The sequence below is a fragment of the Candidatus Accumulibacter necessarius genome (assembly GCF_036625085.1).
In genome coordinates, this window is record NZ_JAZKUM010000001.1 from 190,463 (window position 1) to 205,424 (window position 14,962).

Annotated in this window: 12 protein-coding genes and 2 pseudogenes; 5 read left to right on the plus strand and 9 right to left on the minus strand. The window is 65.5% G+C overall.

Annotation, left to right across the window (positions count from 1 at the left end):
- Positions 1 to 50: 50 nt before the first annotated feature.
- A pseudogene (gene napA, locus V5B44_RS00975) lies at positions 51 to 1,754 on the minus strand (nitrate reductase catalytic subunit NapA); the annotation flags it as partial.
- A 139-nt stretch (positions 1,755 to 1,893) separates the two neighbouring features.
- On the opposite strand from napA, the gene V5B44_RS00980 reads away from it, so the two are divergent.
- Entirely contained in the window at positions 1,894 to 3,246 is a 1,353-nt protein-coding gene (locus tag V5B44_RS00980) for an IS701 family transposase (RefSeq protein WP_332357861.1), read from the plus strand.
- Positions 3,247 to 3,268: 22 nt separating this feature from the next.
- Here V5B44_RS00980 and V5B44_RS00985 read toward each other — a convergent pair.
- Positions 3,269 to 4,096: pseudogene (locus tag V5B44_RS00985) on the minus strand (molybdopterin-dependent oxidoreductase); the annotation flags it as partial.
- Between the two features lies 1 nt (position 4,097).
- On the minus strand, positions 4,098 to 4,346 hold the full coding sequence (locus V5B44_RS00990) for a chaperone NapD (protein WP_332357272.1): 249 nt from the start codon (positions 4,344 to 4,346) through the stop codon (positions 4,098 to 4,100).
- Between the two features lie 326 nt (positions 4,347 to 4,672).
- Between V5B44_RS00990 and V5B44_RS00995 the strand changes: the two genes are divergently transcribed.
- A complete protein-coding gene (locus V5B44_RS00995; protein ID WP_332357273.1) occupies positions 4,673 to 6,421 on the plus strand; it encodes a CHAT domain-containing protein in 1,749 nt (582 codons plus the stop codon).
- A gap of 42 nt (positions 6,422 to 6,463) precedes the next feature.
- Here the strand turns inward: V5B44_RS00995 and V5B44_RS01000 are convergent, their stop codons facing one another.
- The 6 genes from V5B44_RS01000 to V5B44_RS01025 form a co-directional block, all read right to left on the minus strand.
- The gene (locus V5B44_RS01000) at positions 6,464 to 6,928 is read right to left on the minus strand and encodes a PaaI family thioesterase (protein ID WP_332357274.1); all 465 of its coding nucleotides are present in this window, start codon (positions 6,926 to 6,928) and stop codon (positions 6,464 to 6,466) included.
- Between the two features lie 158 nt (positions 6,929 to 7,086).
- Positions 7,087 to 7,608: a gamma carbonic anhydrase family protein gene (locus V5B44_RS01005; RefSeq protein WP_332357275.1), complete on the minus strand. Its 522-nt coding sequence runs from the start codon at positions 7,606 to 7,608 to the stop codon at positions 7,087 to 7,089.
- 52 nt (positions 7,609 to 7,660) lie between these two features.
- Positions 7,661 to 8,881 carry an ABC transporter permease gene (locus V5B44_RS01010; RefSeq protein ID WP_332357276.1) on the minus strand — a complete coding sequence of 407 codons (1,221 nt, stop codon included), beginning with the start codon at positions 8,879 to 8,881 and terminating at the stop codon, positions 7,661 to 7,663.
- Positions 8,875 to 9,591, minus strand: a complete 717-nt coding sequence (locus V5B44_RS01015; protein WP_332357277.1) for an ABC transporter ATP-binding protein — start codon at positions 9,589 to 9,591, stop codon at positions 8,875 to 8,877. Before V5B44_RS01015 ends, V5B44_RS01010 begins: the two co-directional genes overlap by 7 nt.
- Positions 9,591 to 10,823, minus strand: coding sequence for an efflux RND transporter periplasmic adaptor subunit (locus V5B44_RS01020; RefSeq protein WP_332357278.1), 1,233 nt, complete (start codon positions 10,821 to 10,823; stop codon positions 9,591 to 9,593). Before V5B44_RS01020 ends, V5B44_RS01015 begins: the two co-directional genes overlap by 1 nt.
- A complete protein-coding gene (locus V5B44_RS01025; protein WP_332357279.1) occupies positions 10,820 to 12,259 on the minus strand; it encodes a TolC family protein in 1,440 nt (479 codons plus the stop codon). Before V5B44_RS01025 ends, V5B44_RS01020 begins: the two co-directional genes overlap by 4 nt.
- A gap of 246 nt (positions 12,260 to 12,505) precedes the next feature.
- Here V5B44_RS01025 and V5B44_RS01030 point away from each other — a divergent pair, with 246 nt between their 5' ends.
- From V5B44_RS01030 to V5B44_RS01040, 3 genes are all read left to right on the plus strand, one after another.
- Positions 12,506 to 12,859 carry a DUF3301 domain-containing protein gene (locus tag V5B44_RS01030; protein ID WP_332357280.1) on the plus strand — a complete coding sequence of 118 codons (354 nt, stop codon included), beginning with the start codon at positions 12,506 to 12,508 and terminating at the stop codon, positions 12,857 to 12,859.
- Between the two features lie 34 nt (positions 12,860 to 12,893).
- Positions 12,894 to 13,412 (plus strand): transcription termination/antitermination protein NusG, encoded by a 519-nt coding sequence (nusG, locus tag V5B44_RS01035; RefSeq protein WP_332357281.1) that lies wholly within the window; start codon positions 12,894 to 12,896, stop codon positions 13,410 to 13,412.
- A 101-nt stretch (positions 13,413 to 13,513) separates the two neighbouring features.
- Entirely contained in the window at positions 13,514 to 14,923 is a 1,410-nt protein-coding gene (locus V5B44_RS01040; RefSeq protein WP_332357282.1) for an MBL fold metallo-hydrolase, read from the plus strand.
- Positions 14,924 to 14,962 lie beyond the last annotated feature (39 nt).

A 14,962-nucleotide genomic window follows, 5' to 3' on the forward strand; every position in this document is an offset into this window, starting at 1 on the left:
CGCTGCGCTGTCCGCCTGGCGCTGTCTGGTGATCCGGGCTTACTCGTCGATCAGGCCTTGACCACCTTGCAGGCGCACTTCTTGAAGTCGGTCTCCTTTGAAATCGGACAGGTGGCGTCGAGCGTCAGCTTGTTCACCAGGCGGTGCTCGTCGAAGAACGGCACAAAAACCAGCCCGACCGGCGGCTTGTTACGGCCGCGGGTCTCTACCCGCAACTGGATCTCGCCGCGGCGGGTGCTCGTCTTCACCACGTCGCCCCGCTGCAGGCCGCGCTTCCTGGCATCGTCCGGATGCATGTAGATCCAGGCGTCGGGCATCGCCTTGTACAGTTCGGGCACGCGTCGGGTCATCGAGCCGGTATGCCAGTGCTCGAGCACGCGTCCGGTGCATAGCCAGAGATCGTAGTCCTTGTCGGGCATTTCGGCCGCCGGCTGGTAGGGCAGGGCGAAGATCACCGCCTTGCCGTCGGCATGGCCATAGAACTTGACCCCTTCGCCCTTCCTGACATAGGGGTCATAGCCCTCGCGGAACCGCCACAAGGTTTCCTTGCCGTCCACCACCGGCCAGCGCAGGCCGCGCGCCTTGTGATAGGTGTCGAAGTCGGCGAGGTCGTGCGCGTGGCCGCGACCAAAGGCGGCATATTCTTCGAACAGGCCCTTCTGCAGGTAGAAGCCGACGGCCTTCGACTCGTCGTTGTCGAAACCCTTGTAGGTCTGGTTGAGCGGGAACTTGTTTACCTGACCATTGGCGTAGAGCACCTCGTACAGCGTCTTCCCCTTGTACTCCGGGTTCTTGTCAAGCAGCGCTGCCGGCCACACCTCGTCGGTCTTGAAACGCTTCGAGAACTCGATGTACTGCCAGAGGTCGGAGCGTGCCTGACCCGGTGCCTTGACCTGCTGGCGCCAGAACTGCGTGCGCCGCTCGGCGTTGCCGAAAGCCCCTTCCTTCTCCATCCACATCGCCGCCGGCAGGATCAGGTCAGCGGTCATTGCCGACACGGTCGGGTAGGCATCGGAGACGACGATGAAGTTGTCCGGGTTGCGCCAGCCGGGGAAAATCTCGTCATTGACGTTCGGCCCGGCCTGCATGTTGTTGGTCGTCGTTGTCCAGTAGAAGTTGATCTTGCCGTCCTTGAGCAGGCGGCTCTGCGCGACAGCGTGCGCACCGATCCAGTCAGGGATGCTGCCGGCAGGAAGTTTCCACAGCTTTTCGCTCACCTCGCGATGCTTGGCATTGGTTACCACCATGTCGGCCGGCAGGCGATGCGAGAACGTCCCGACTTCGCGTGCGGTGCCGCAGGCCGAAGGCTGGCCGGTCAGCGAGAACGGGCTGTTGCCGGGTTCCGAGATCTTGCCGACCAGCAGATGCACGTTGTAGATCATGTTGTTGACCCAGGTGCCACGCGTGTGCTGGTTGAAGCCCATGGTCCAGAAAGAGGTGACCTTGATCTTCGGGTCGGCGTAGGCCTTGGCCAGCGCCTCGAGCCTGTCCTTTGGCACACCGGAGATTTCGTGTGTCTTGTCGAGCGTGTACTCGGCAACGAAGGCCTTGAATTCGTCAAAGGTCATCGGGCTGGCCGCGGCCGGGTTGCCCTTCGGCTTGCCGTCCTCGCCCGGATAGCCGTTGTTCAGCGCGACCTTTTCTAGCGGGTGGTTGGCCCGCAGGCCGTAGCCGATGTCGGTGACGCCGCGCTTGAAGTTGACGTTGCGGGCGACGAATTCCTGATTCACCGCGTTGTTCTGGATGATGTAATTCTACTTTGTCAGATTCGTATTCGCCTTCCTGTGATCTGCGTTTGTCATGTGCTAGAATGCCATACGTCGTGATTGTTTAATCTATTCATGGAGTTGTAAATGACAATGTCAACTCCATTACGTCGATAGCATATCTTCGCTGGTCGCTTCGGCACTCGAGCACTTCGATTCGCACTTCGCGCCCTATCTCCATTGCTTTCGAAGCCGGACCCGTTCGGTAGAAGACACCGCGCGCCGGTATCTGCACGGGCTGTTCCAGAGTTCGCGCCGTAACCTGGAGTGCATGGCGGAAACCGTATCCGACAGCCGCTATCAGCCACTGCATCATATGCTTAGCGAATCCAATTGGGATCGGCGCGCGGTGCGTCGGCAACTGGTGGTCGATGCCAACGCCCACTTCGGCTATCCCAGCGCTCTACTCCTGGACGAGAGCGCGTTCGGGAAGAAGGGAAACATGTCCGCGGGCGTGGCGCGGCAGTGGAACGGTCGCTTGGGGAAGGTCGATAACTGTCAGGTGGGCGTCTTCGCGGCGGTGACGCGCGATGGCGTAGCAAGCGTGGTGGATGCCGACTTGTATCTGCCGGAGAAGTGGGCCAAAGATACGACACGTTGCGAGGCGGTGGGGGTGCCTGAGGAGGCGCAGACGTTCCGCACCAAGGGCGAGATCGCTCTGGACATGGTAATTCGCCTGAGGCGGGAAGGCTTGCACTTCTCTTTCGTCGCCTTTGATGGCGGCTACGGGCACTTGCCCTGGCTGCTCGGGGAACTGGATGTCGAGGGAGAGATCTTCTTCGCTGAGGTGCATTCGGATCAGGCGATCTATCTCCAGGATCCCGCACCCGCGGTGGCGGCTCGTCGTTCGTCGAAGGGTCGAGCGCCCCGTCGGCTGCGGACCACGGCGGTGCCCATGACGGTGGCCGCGTGGGCAGCCACGCAGTCGGCATCCGCCTGGGGGCGTCTGTCGATCCGTGACGGCGAGAAGGGCGAGGTGATGGCCGACTATCTCACCCAGCGGGTGTGGGTCTGGGACGGCGAGGCGCCGTTGGCGAGCCGTTGGCATCTCCTGGTACGACGGGAACTCGATGGGACGAAACTCAAATTCGGCCTGTCCAATGCCAAGCCCAGGGCGTCTTTGCGCCGCTTGGCGGAAATGCAGGGAGCGCGCCATTTCGTCGAGCAGTCCTTCCGAGAGGCCAAGAGCGCCTGCGGCATGGCCGAGTATCAGGTCCGCCGCTGGCAGGCGTGGCACCATCACATGGCCCTGGTCATGATCGCCACCATGTTCCTGGCCAAGGAGCGCCTGGCCCATCGCGAGACGGCTGAACTGCTCTCCTGCCGTGACTTGATAGAGATCATGCGCCATCGGCTGCCTACCAAGATCGTCACCGACGAAGACCTCGCGGCATCCATCATCGATAGGCATCGACGGCGGCACAAAGCCATGGAATCCGCCTACAGAAAGCAAGCCGCCATGCTCTCAGCATTAGATTGAAAGACAATCTGACAAAGTAGAAGTAATTGCAGATGTAATTGAGGATCGCCAGATCGCTCTGCGGTTTGAAGATCAATTCACTGTCGGCCAGTTCAGTTGAGCGATGGCTGAAAGTCGACAGCACGTGAATCTGCACGTTCTTGCCGGTGAGACGACGATCGGTCACCCGCGACCAGAGGATCGGGTGCATCTCGGCCATGTTCGAGCCCCAGAGAACGAACGCGTCGGCGTGCTCGATATCGTCGTAGCAGCCCATTGGCTCGTCGATGCCGAAGGTGCGCATGAAGCCGGCGACCGCCGAAGCCATGCAGTGGCGGGCATTCGGATCAATATTGTTGCTCAGCAGGCCGGCCTTCATCAGCTTGGCGGCGGCATAGCCTTCCCAGATCGTCCATTGGCCCGAGCCGAACATGGCGATGTTGCGCGGGCCGCCCTTCTTGAGGGCGGCCTTGCACTTGTCGGCCATGATGTCGAAAGCCTGCTCCCAGGAAACCGCGGTGAACTCGCCGTTCTTGTCGAACTTGCCGTCCCTCATACGCAGCAGCGGTGTCGTCAGGCGGTCCTTGCCGTACTGGATCTTCGACAGGAAGTAGCCCTTGATGCAGTTCAGCCCCTTGTTGACCGGCGCATCGGGGTCGCCCTGGGTGGCGACGATGCGGCCGTCCCTGGTACCCACCAGCACGCCGCAGCCCGTGCCGCAGTAACGGCAGGTGCCCTTGTCCCAGCGCACGCCGTCATTCTTCGCCGGCGCCGCGGCTGCGAGGCCGGGAACGCTGATGCCGGCAACAATCGCGGCGGCGGCAACCGCATGGCTCTTGATAAAGTCACGACGTGTCAAAGTCAGTTTCATCTCATGCTTCCTCATCGGGATCGGGTTCGAACTGGTGATAGACCATTGCCGCCGAGAGCACCCCCGGCTGCTGATTGATCTGTGCGAACAGGTCTGCGATCGCCTGCACGGAGTCCCCTTCGATGGTGACGATCAAGCGGCCATCCTCGGTTGCGGCATGGACTTCAATGCCGTGCAGAGCCGCAAGGCCCTCGCGCAGCCGATGAAGCGCCTGTGGTCGGGCGTTGACCAGCACGCTGGAAAGGTTCATGGCTCGAGCTGCTCCCGTTCGCAGGCCGGCCGCCGCCGACTCGGGCGGGGCCTGTGTTGAGCGAACACTCTAAGCTTGTGGCTGGCGCTTTTTCTTGATGCAAATCAAGCTGAAAAAATGTTATTACGGGGACAGTATACTTAACTTCCCGAGGGTGCCGGGAGGCTCGGCATCGACGGCCGCTCCCGGCCGCGCGCTGCTGCACGCAGCCCTCAGTAACGGACAGCACTGCCTGGCTTGACACGGATTGCCGCTTCCGCGCATGCTGCGAGCGAAATGTCCCGGACCCCGATGCCAGCCAGTCTGCCGTCCCGCACGCCGTCGCCATGGGCGCCGCGCTGACCCCGGCTGGTCGCTCGCCCCGTACCCGGGCGAGACCAGCCTCCGAACCCGCACAGCGCTTCGTCGATTTCTCCATCCGCGCGTGGCTGGAGGGGTATTCCGTCGGCGTGATCGCCCATTCATCGCCGGTTGGTGGCATGCGCGCGCCGGTGTTCGTGCGTATTGGCGATTTCGACGCGCGGGCCTATCGCCTGCCTTTGCAGGCGGACTGGGCAGCGGCGGCGACGCTGGGCCGCGAACTCGCGCGCTGGCTGCTGCCGCCGCCGGTGTGGGCGCTGCTGGTCGACAGCCTGCGCGCCCTGGGCGCGGTGCCCGGCACCGGCCTGCGCCTGCGGCTGTGCCTCGCCGACGAGTTGATCGACCTGCCCTGGGAGTATCTCTACCGTCCCGACGTGACCGACCCGGCGCGGCCGCGCAGTGGCTTCCTGCTGATGGACAGCCGGCTGTCGCTGGTGCGCGAGCCACCGACGCTGCTTTCGCGCCCCGCGGCGGCGGCGCGAAAGCAGCGTGGCTTGTTCGTCGGCACACTGTGGAGCGACCACACCGATGGCTGGGGTGTCAAGCAGGAGTTCCGCAGCCTCAAGCGCTCGCTTGCGCCGCTGTCCGACCTGGTCGAAATCGACTCGGTCTGGGCCGACGATGCCGATGGCGTGCAAGCGCAACTGGCGCGCGGCTGCGACTTCTTCCACTACGCCGGCCATGTCGACATCGACGGCAGCCAGGCCAGCCTGGTCGCGCTGGTCAATCCGGCGGTTGCGCAAGCCACCGACGAGCAGATACTCGGCGGCCGCTTCGAGGACGGCTGCGCGGCTGGCGGATGGAACCGCGTCGAGCGCCTGGCACCACTGCTCAAGCACGCCGGCGTCCGCTGCGTCATGCTCAACGCCTGCAACAGCGGCTACTGGCCGGTGGCGGAGCATTTCCTGCGCGCCGGCATTGGCTGCCTGGTGGGTGTGCAAGGCCTGGTCAGCAACCTCGCTGCGCTGCACTTCGCCGAAAGGCTGTACCGTTCGCTGGCGCTCGGTTTGTCGGTAGACGAGGCGGTGTCGTGGGCGCGCCTGCACGTGATGGACGACTCGCGCAGCTGGTGGCCGTGCGACTGGGGCCGTTTCATGGTCTACATGCCGGCCGAGTCTTCGGTGCTCTTCCCGCTGGCCGCACGCAGCGGCGGTGACGAGCGCCGCGAGGCCGCCGTGGCCGCGCATGCCGCGACCGCCCTGCGCACCCAGCGGCGCGCCTCCCGGCACGACGCGCAGGCCTTCCAGCGCCAGCTCTCCGACATGGCGCAAGTCTGCGTGCTGATCCTCGGGCGCTTCACCGACGAGCGGAAGGCTGTGCTTGACGACATTCGCCGTGCCCTGACGCAACTCGACCGCGGCTACGTGCCCATCCTCTTCGACTTCGAAAAGGCACCCGAGCGCGACCTGATCGAATCAGTGCTGCGCTTCGCCGGCGTCTCGCGGTTCATCATCGCCGACCTCTCCGACCCGAAGAGCGTGCCCGCCGAGTTGCAGGCCATTGTGCCGGCGCATCCGTCGGTACCGGTCATTCCCTTGATCGAGGACTCACAGCGCGAGTATCCGGTGTCCGATCATATCCTGCGCCGTGAATCCGTCCTGCAGCCCGTCGTCCGCTACCGCGACCGGGCGCACCTGCAGCGCATCTTCGGCAGCGAGATCATCGAGCCGGCCGAACGCCTGGTCGCCCGGCTGCGGCCACCGCTGCTGGTCTGAGGGTGGCGCTGTCGGCCCGGGCCGGACCGACAGCGCCCGACCTCACTGGCTGGCAAAGGTCTCCGGCATCTGCAGGGCAACGACTTCGCCGCGCGCCGTAGCGACGCCATCGGCGTAGACCGTCGCTTCGACGACGACCTTGCGGCCCTTGATTTCCTTCACCCTGCCGCGAATTTCAAGCACCGGGCCGAGCGGCGTCGGCTTCAGATAGCTGACCTGCAGCGACCCGGTGACGAAGCGGAAGGCCGGCAGGCTGTCCATTGACCGGTTCTCGGCGCGATACATCGCCGCAGCTGCCGTGCTGGTGCCATGGCAGTCGATCAGCGAGGCCAGCAGGCCGCCATAGACAAAGCCGGGAATCGCCGTGTGCTCGGGCCTGGGCTGGAAGCGGGTGACGGTCTCGTCGCCCTCCCAGTACGTCTTGATCTGGTGGCCGTGCTCATTGAGCCGGCCGCAGCCGTAGCAATGGGCGACATTCTCGGGGTAGTAGTCCTGAAAAGCCTGCATACGATTTCCTTGTGCTCGGGTTGGGGGAGGATACTGCGATGATCAATCAGATATACGCGGTGGATTCCCGCTTGCGCGGGAATGGCGCAAGTATTGCGGTCGCAAGGCAAGAAATGACAAGCGCTCTGCGCCCCTGCAAAAGCGCTGCCGCGCCGCCGCTACAAAGCCTCGAGTTCGCGCTGATAGCGCTGCCAGTTGGCGACATAGTGTTCCGCACTGTGCAGCAGGCGGGCAACCTCTTCCTCGCTGAGCTGGCGAACCACCTTGCCCGGCGAGCCGACGATCAGCGAGTGGTCGGCAAACACCTTGCCCTCGGGGATCAGCGTGTTGGCGCCGACGATGCAGCCCTTGCCGATCACTGCGCGGTTGAGCAGCACCGAGCCGATGCCAATCAGCGAACCGTCGCCGACCGTGCAGCCGTGCAGCATCACCAGATGCCCGACGGTGACGTCGCGGCCAATCGTCAGCGGCACGCCCTCGTCGGTATGCAGCACGCAATTGTCCTGGATATTGCTGTTCTCGCCGATGCTGATCGGGTCGTTGTCGCCGCGAAGCGTCGTGTTCCACCAGATCGAGGCGTTTCTGGCCAGGTGCACGTCGCCGATGACGATCGCGTTCGGGGCGACCCAGCTTTGCGGGTCGAGCTGTGGGCGCCGGGCGCCGAGGGCGTAAAGGGGCATGGGATGGGTTCTCGCAGTGGGGTTGGCGGAGGAGAAATTGTAGCCTGTCCGGCTACTGATGGCGTAGCGCCTCGATCGGATCAAGGGCCGCCGCGCGGTGGGCCGGATAATAGCCGAAGAAGATGCCGATGCTGGCGGCGACCCCGAAAGCGACCAGCACCGAGCCGCCGGAAATGACGATGACCATGTTGCTCAGCAGATTGGTCAGCAGCGCGCCGCCGATCCCGAGGACGAGGCCGATCAGGCAGCCGGCGACCGAGATCATCAGCGCTTCAAGAAGGAACTGGGCCAGGATATCCTTCTGGCGAGCGCCGATAGCCAGCCGGATGCCGATCTCCCGCGTGCGTTCGGTGACCGAGACGAGCATGATGTTCATGATGCCGATGCCACCGACGAGCAGCGAGACCGAAGCGATCGCCCCGAGCAGGGCCGACATCACGCGGGTCGTCTCCGCCGCCGAGTCGGCAGCAGCGGCCAGGTTGCGCAGAAAGAAATCATTGTCCTGTCCTTCGCGCAGGCGATGCCGCTGGCGGAGCAGGGCGGTCATGCTCTTCTCAACCGCCGGCATCGCCTCGGCCGAAGTCGCCTGGACCATGATCAGGCGCACCGAGCCGGCAAAGGGCGTACCGAAAACCTTGCGCTGGGCGGTGGTCAGCGGAATGATCAGGGTATCGTCCTGGTCGCGTCCGTCGAGGTTCTGTCCCTTCTTGCCGAGCACGCCGATGATCACGAAAGGACTCTGGCGGATACGGATCGTCTTGCCCAGCGGATCCTCGGCGCCGAACAGATTGTCGGCTGCGGTCTGGCCGATCAGCGCCACGCGCGTCGCCGAGCGCACGTCCGAATCGCCGAAGGGGTAGCCGCTGACGATCTGCCAGGCGCGCGCATCGAGATAGGGCGGCGTCGTGCCGACCACCGTCGCGCTCCAGTTGTTCGAGCCATAGACCAGTTGCTGCGTGCCCTGGTGCACCGGCGCAACGTTCGCCACCCCATCGAGCTCGGCGATCGCCTCGGCGTCGGCGACGGTCAGCGTCGGGCCCCCGCCACCACCGCTGCGCAGGCCGCCGGCGGTAGTGGTGCCGGAGATCAGGATGTACAGATTGCTGCCCATGGTACTGATCGTCTGCGCCACCGAGTATTGCGCGCCCTGGCCGATGGCCATCATCAGCACCACCGAGCCGACACCGATCACCATCCCGAGCATCGTCAGCACGGTGCGCATGCGGTTGGCGCCCATCGCGTGCCAGGCTTCTCCGAGCATCGCTTTCAGCATGCCGCTGCGGCCAGAGCTGGCGCCGGCGTCGGCAGGTCGCTGACGATCAGGCCGTCGCGGAAACGCACCTGTCGCCGGGCATAGGCGGCGATGTCGGCCTCGTGCGTCACCAGCACGATGGTGATCCCCTCGCGGTTGAGTTCAACGAACAGGGCCATGATCTCTTCGCTGGTATGACTGTCGAGGTTCCCGGTGGGTTCGTCGGCCAGGATCAGTTGCGGCGAGTTGACCAGTGCGCGCGCGATTGCCACCCGTTGCTGCTGACCGCCCGAGATGCGGCTCGGCAGCGAAGCCGCGTAATCGCCGAGGCCGACCCGGCCCAGTTCCAGTCGTGCCCGTGCCCGCCGCGCCTCGCGCTCGAAGCCGGCATAGACCAGCGGCAGGGCGACGTTGTCCTCGAGCGTCATCCGCGGCAACAGGTTGAAGCCCTGGAAGACGAAGCCGATGGTCCGGTTGCGCAGCGCCGCCAGTTCGTCTTTGCCGAGTTGGGCGGCGTTGCGACCGACCAGGAAATAGTCGCCGCAGCTCGGCGTATCGAGGCAGCCGAGGAGGTTCATGAAGGTCGACTTGCCGGAACCCGACGGGCCCATGATGGCGACGAATTCGCCGGACTCGATCTCCAGATCGACCCCTCGCAGTGCCGGAAATGGCCCCGCGGCGGTGAGGTAGGATTTTCCGAGGCCCGCGACGCGAATGATCGCCTCGGCCATCAGAACAATCTCATCCCGACACTGCTCGGTTTGCCGCCGTTGCCCGCAATATTCTCGCCGATGATGACCTTGTCGCCGGCTTTCAACTCGCCGCCGAGCACCTCCGTATTGCGGCTGTCGGTGATCCCGAGCTGCACGCTCACCGGCTTCAGCTCGCCCTGGTCGATCACGTAGACCGTACCGCTGGCGGTGTCGCGCTTCTTGCCCTTGCCCCTCGCCTCGCCGGCGCCGCCGCTGCCACTCGTCGCACTCGAGCCGGCCGCCGGCGGCGCACCGCTGGCCAGCTTGTCGCCGTTGCTGCCGTTGGTCTCGCTGGGCTTGAAACGCAGCGCCGCGTTGGGCACCAGCAAGGCGTCCTGGCGGCTGGCGACACCGATGCTGACGTAGGCGGTCATGCCGGGCAGCAGGATATGATCGGGGTTCGAAAGCGAAACCCGCACGTTGTAGGTGACGACGTTCTGCTGCGTCGTCGGGTTGAGGCGAATCTGCTGCACCTGCCCCTGGAAACTGCGATTCGGGAAGGCGTCGACGGTAAAGCGTACCTTTTGTCCTTCGCGGATGCTGCCGATGTCGGCCTCGGCAAAGCTCGAATCGATGCGCATCTCCGAGAGGTCCTGCGCAATCTTGATCAGCGTCGGCGTTTGCAGGGTGGCAGCGACGGTCTGCCCGAGATCGACCACGCGGTCGATGACGGTGCCGGAAACCGGCGAACGGATCGTCGTGTAACGCAGGTTGACCTCATCCTTCTCGGCCGCTGCCGTCGCCTGGGCGAGCTGCGCTTCGCTCGAGCGGCGCGTCTGGATCGCCTGTTCGAGTTCCTGCCGCGAGATATATTCCTGTTCGAACAGGGCCTTCATGCGCGCTTCCGTGGCGCGCGCCAGATCGAGCGCGGCGCGCACATTGACCACGTTGGCCGCCGACTGCCGCGCCTGCGCGGCGAGCAGCCGGTCGTCGAGTTCGAGCAGCGCCTGACCCTTCTCGACCTGGTCATTGAAGTCGACATAGAGCCGGGTCACCGTGCCGGAGACCTGCGTGCCGACATTGACCAGCACCACCGGGTTAAGCGTCCCGTTGGCCGAGACTGTCTGCGTCAGATCACCCCGTTCGATGGTCTGCACCCGGTAGCGCTGTTCCAGCGACTGTTCGCTGCTCTGGCGGTACCAATAGGCACCACCGGCAGCCAGTGCGATCAGGAGGAGGGCGAGAGCGGATTTCTGGCGCGATATTTTCATGGCTTGCGGGTTTTCTGGCCAGTGCTGAGCGACAGCAGCCGGCTATCGAGGGTGCCGATCGCCCTGGCCAGCGCGGCGCGCGAGACATACCACTCGAGCACTGCCTGGATGCGTTGCAGGCGGGCGTTGGCGAGCGCGCTCTGGGCGTTGAGGACGTCGAGGATGTTGCCGACGCCAGCCTTGTAGCGGCCGAGCGCGACGCGCTCGGACTGCTCGGCGCTGGCCAGCAGGTCGGCGCTGGTGCGTATCGTCTGGGTGGCCGTCGTCAGGTTCTGGTAGGCCTCCCAGACGTCGAGCGCCACCTGCTGGCGGACGTTGTCGCGGCGGGCGGCCTGGACCTCGGTGCGCGCTTCGGCGGCGCGCACGCTGTAGGTGGTGCTGAAGCCGGAGAACAGCGGCAGGTTCACCACCAGCCCGATCGAGTTGCTGTTGGCCGAGGCGCCCCCGAGGTCTTCCCATTTCGGGCCGGCGCTCAGCGACAGCGTCGGCAGACCGGCGGCGCGCGCGTAATCGACGCCCGACTGTGCCGCTTTCAGTTCGGCTTCGGCAGCCTGGAGGTCAGGGCGGCGCTCGCGCGCTTCGGCGATCAGTGCCGCAACGTCACCCTCGAAGCTCGCTTCCGGGCTGGCCGCGGGGATGTCGTCGAGTAGCAGCGGCCGGTTGGCGTCGAGACCCATGACGTTGGCCAGGCGGCCGAGCGTGTTGCGTTGCACGCCCTCGGCCCGGATGCGGGTGAGCGTCGCCTGCGACCAGGCGGTCTGTGCCTGCAGCCGGTCGGCCGGGGTGCCGGTGCCGACCTGGTAGCGGACCTCGGCCGCCGAGAGACTTTCCCGGCTGGCCTTTTCCGATTCGCGGGCGGCTGTCACCGCCGCACGGGCCGCCTGGGCATTGTAGTAGGCCCGCAGCGCTTCGAGGAAGACATTCTGGACGGTCGCGTCGAGCGTCGAGACGGCGGCGCTCATCAACTGTCGCGCGACTTCGAGGTTGGCCGAACGGGCGCCGAAGTCGAACAGCAGCCAGGAGAGCGTCAGTGCGGCGTTGCTCTGGTTGGCGCTTCGCGCATCGACCCTCACCCGGCTGCCGGCGACGCGGCCGTCGAGGGCCGGCAGGAAATCGGCTTGCGCCAGACCGACCTGCGCCGCCTGCAGCCGCGCCGCAGACCAGACCTCGCGTGTGGTCGGATTGAGGCACAGCGCGAGGTCGACGACTTCCAGCACGCCGTAAGGGACGTCGGCCGCCAGCGGCTGGCAGGGCAGGGCGGCGCCATCGATGATCAGGGCCGGCGGCGGCGGGGTGAGCGCGCCGGTGGCGAAGGGATCGGCCACTTCGAAAGCCTGCAGCTCGCCGGCAAGTGCCGCCAGGAGCGTGGCGATGGCGAGTCGGCTGGGGAGTGTCCGGGTGTGCCGCAAAAGTGCTGGAGGTGTCGTGTAAGCCATTTTTCGCTAGTATAGCCAGCCTGGCAGCAATCTCGTGCGACGCGGGCATCCGGAAACGCATTTGCCGCTCGCGATTGCGTTAGCAAATGTTACAGGCCGCGGTGCTGGTCGGCTCGGGCAAGAACGCGCGGCACGAAGACACCCGGCGCCGCCCGAGCATCGCCCTGCCATTGCCCGCCGCCTGCGTCAGCCAGGTGAAGCGCTGTCTTGTGCCGGTTTCACTGACTGGCCATTGGGGAACACGTCATGCCGTGGATGGAAACGATCAGCCTGCTCGTTCTGCTTGCCCTCGCCTGGTTCTGGTTCGACAGCTTCCAGGCACGTGCGGCGGGGATGGCGGCGGCGCGTGCCGCCTGTGCGGCCGAGAACCTGCTGCTGCTCGATGACACCGTGGCACTCGGCGGGCTGCGCCCGGCGCGTGATGACAATGGCCGCCTGCGCCTGCGGCGTGTCTATCACTTCGAGTACAGCGATACCGGCGACAATCGCCGGCAGGGCTACGTCACCCTGCTCGGCAGCGATTTGCTGCTCCTGCACCTGCCGCATGCGCCAGCCCCCCGGCTACGGGTAGTGGCCAGTGGCAGCGAGCAAGTCCATTGACGGCTGCAACAGGATCCGGGGATACTGAAGGCCCGTGTCCACCACCCCGCCCCCATCCATACCGTGGTACGTCTGCCTCACCAAGCCGCGGCGAGAAGCGTTCGCGGTGCGCAAGCTCGAGGAGCAGGGGTACGAGGTTCTTCTGCCCCTGCTGACGCAATGGCAGAAAAGCAGGGATGGCTGGACGAAGAAGCAGCAGGTGATGTTCCCGCGCTACGGCTTTGTCCGCTGCGGCCGCCCCGGGCAAAGCATCGCCCCCATCCGCAGCACCCCCGGCGTGAGCGGGCTGGTTACCTTCGGTAACGTTCCCGCGACGCTCGATGAAGCCACCCTGGAAGCGATTCGCTCGTTGGCGGAACATCAGGCAAGGGCGCTGGATGAAACGCTGCTGCCCTTTCAGGCCGGCGACAGCGTGGCGATCGCTGACGGCCCGCTCAAGGGCATGTCGGGCATCGTTTCCGCCGTCGCCGAAGAACGGGTGACCGTGATGCTCAGCCTCCTGGGCCGCGAAAAGCCCGTGGCCATACCCACCGGCCACCTGACCCTGGCCTGAACCGCCGTGCCCGCACCCTCGCAGCCTGCCGCTCGCCTCGTGACTGCCGTGCCGTCCGGCAGGCAGCACGTTTACCTGATTTCCCACAGCCGATATCGACCATGACCTCGACCCTTGCAGCCAGAATAAGCCATCACGGCGCCGTTGATGGCGTCACCGGCTCCTGCCACCAGCTCAGCCTGCCCGACGGGCAATCGGTGCTGGTGGACTGCGGCCTGTTTCAGGGCGCCGAAACCTCGCGCGAAGGCGCCGGGGCCGAACGCCTGGACATCAGCTTCCCCATCGATCGGGTGCGCGCGCTGGTCGTCACCCATGTGCACATCGACCATGTCGGGCGCATCCCCAGGCTGCTGGCGGCCGGTTATCGCGGGCCGATCGTCTGCAGCCAGGCCTCTGCGGCGCTGCTGCCGCTGGTCCTCGAAGATGCCCTGAAGGTCGGATTCACCCGCGACCAGGCGCTGATCAGCGGCTTTCTCAAGCAAATCCGCCAGCAGACCATCGCCGTACCCTACAAACAGTGGCGCACGATCATCAGCGGCGAAGTGGCGCTGCGCGTCAGGCTGTCCCCGGCGGGCCACATCCTCGGCTCGGCCTACGTCGAATTCGATCTCAAGCGGGGCCAGGAGACACAGCGCGTCGTCTTCTCCGGTGACCTCGGCGCCCCCTACACCCCCTTGCTGCCAGCGCCCCGATCGCCCTACGGCGCCGACGTCGTCGTCCTCGAAAGTACCTACGGCGACCGCACCCACGAAAGCCGCAAGGATCGCCGCCAGCGCCTGCAGGCCCTCTGCGAACGCTGCTTTGGCAACAAGGGCAGCCTGCTCATCCCGGCCTTCAGCATCGGTCGCACCCAGGAACTGCTCTACGAACTGGAAGAGATCATCCACCGCAATCGCCAGCGTCCCGCCGCTCCGGGCGTCACCTGGGACGACCTCGACATCATCGTCGACTCGCCGCTGGCGGCGAATTTCACCGCCGGCTATGGCCAACTGCGCGAGCACTGGGACAGTGAAGCCCGGCGCAAAGTGGCCGCCGGGCGCCACCCGCTGGCCTTCGAACAGCTCACCACCATCGACGACCACGCCACCCACCTGGGGGCCGTCGAGTACCTGGCGCGTACCGCGCGCCCGGCGATCGTCATCGCCGCCAGCGGCATGTGCAGTGGCGGCCGCATCGTCAACTACCTCAAGGCGATGCTCGGCGACCCGCGCCACGATGTCCTGCTCATCGGCTACCAGGCGGCCGGCACGCCGGGCAGGCAAATCCAGCAGTATGGCCCGAAGGGCGGCCATGTCGACCTCGATGGTCAGCGCTACCCCATCCGCGCCGGCATCCACACCCTCGGCGGCTATTCCGCCCATGCCGACCAGAAGGACCTCCTCAACTTCATCGGCCGCATGCGCCACAAGCCACGGCAGGTACGCCTGGTGCACGGCGACACCGCTGCCAAACAGGCCCTCGCCGCCGCGATCAGGCAGTGCCACCCGAACATCGAAGTCATCGTCCCCTGACCGATTTCCCGTGTAGGAGCCCGATTCATCGGGCGACTT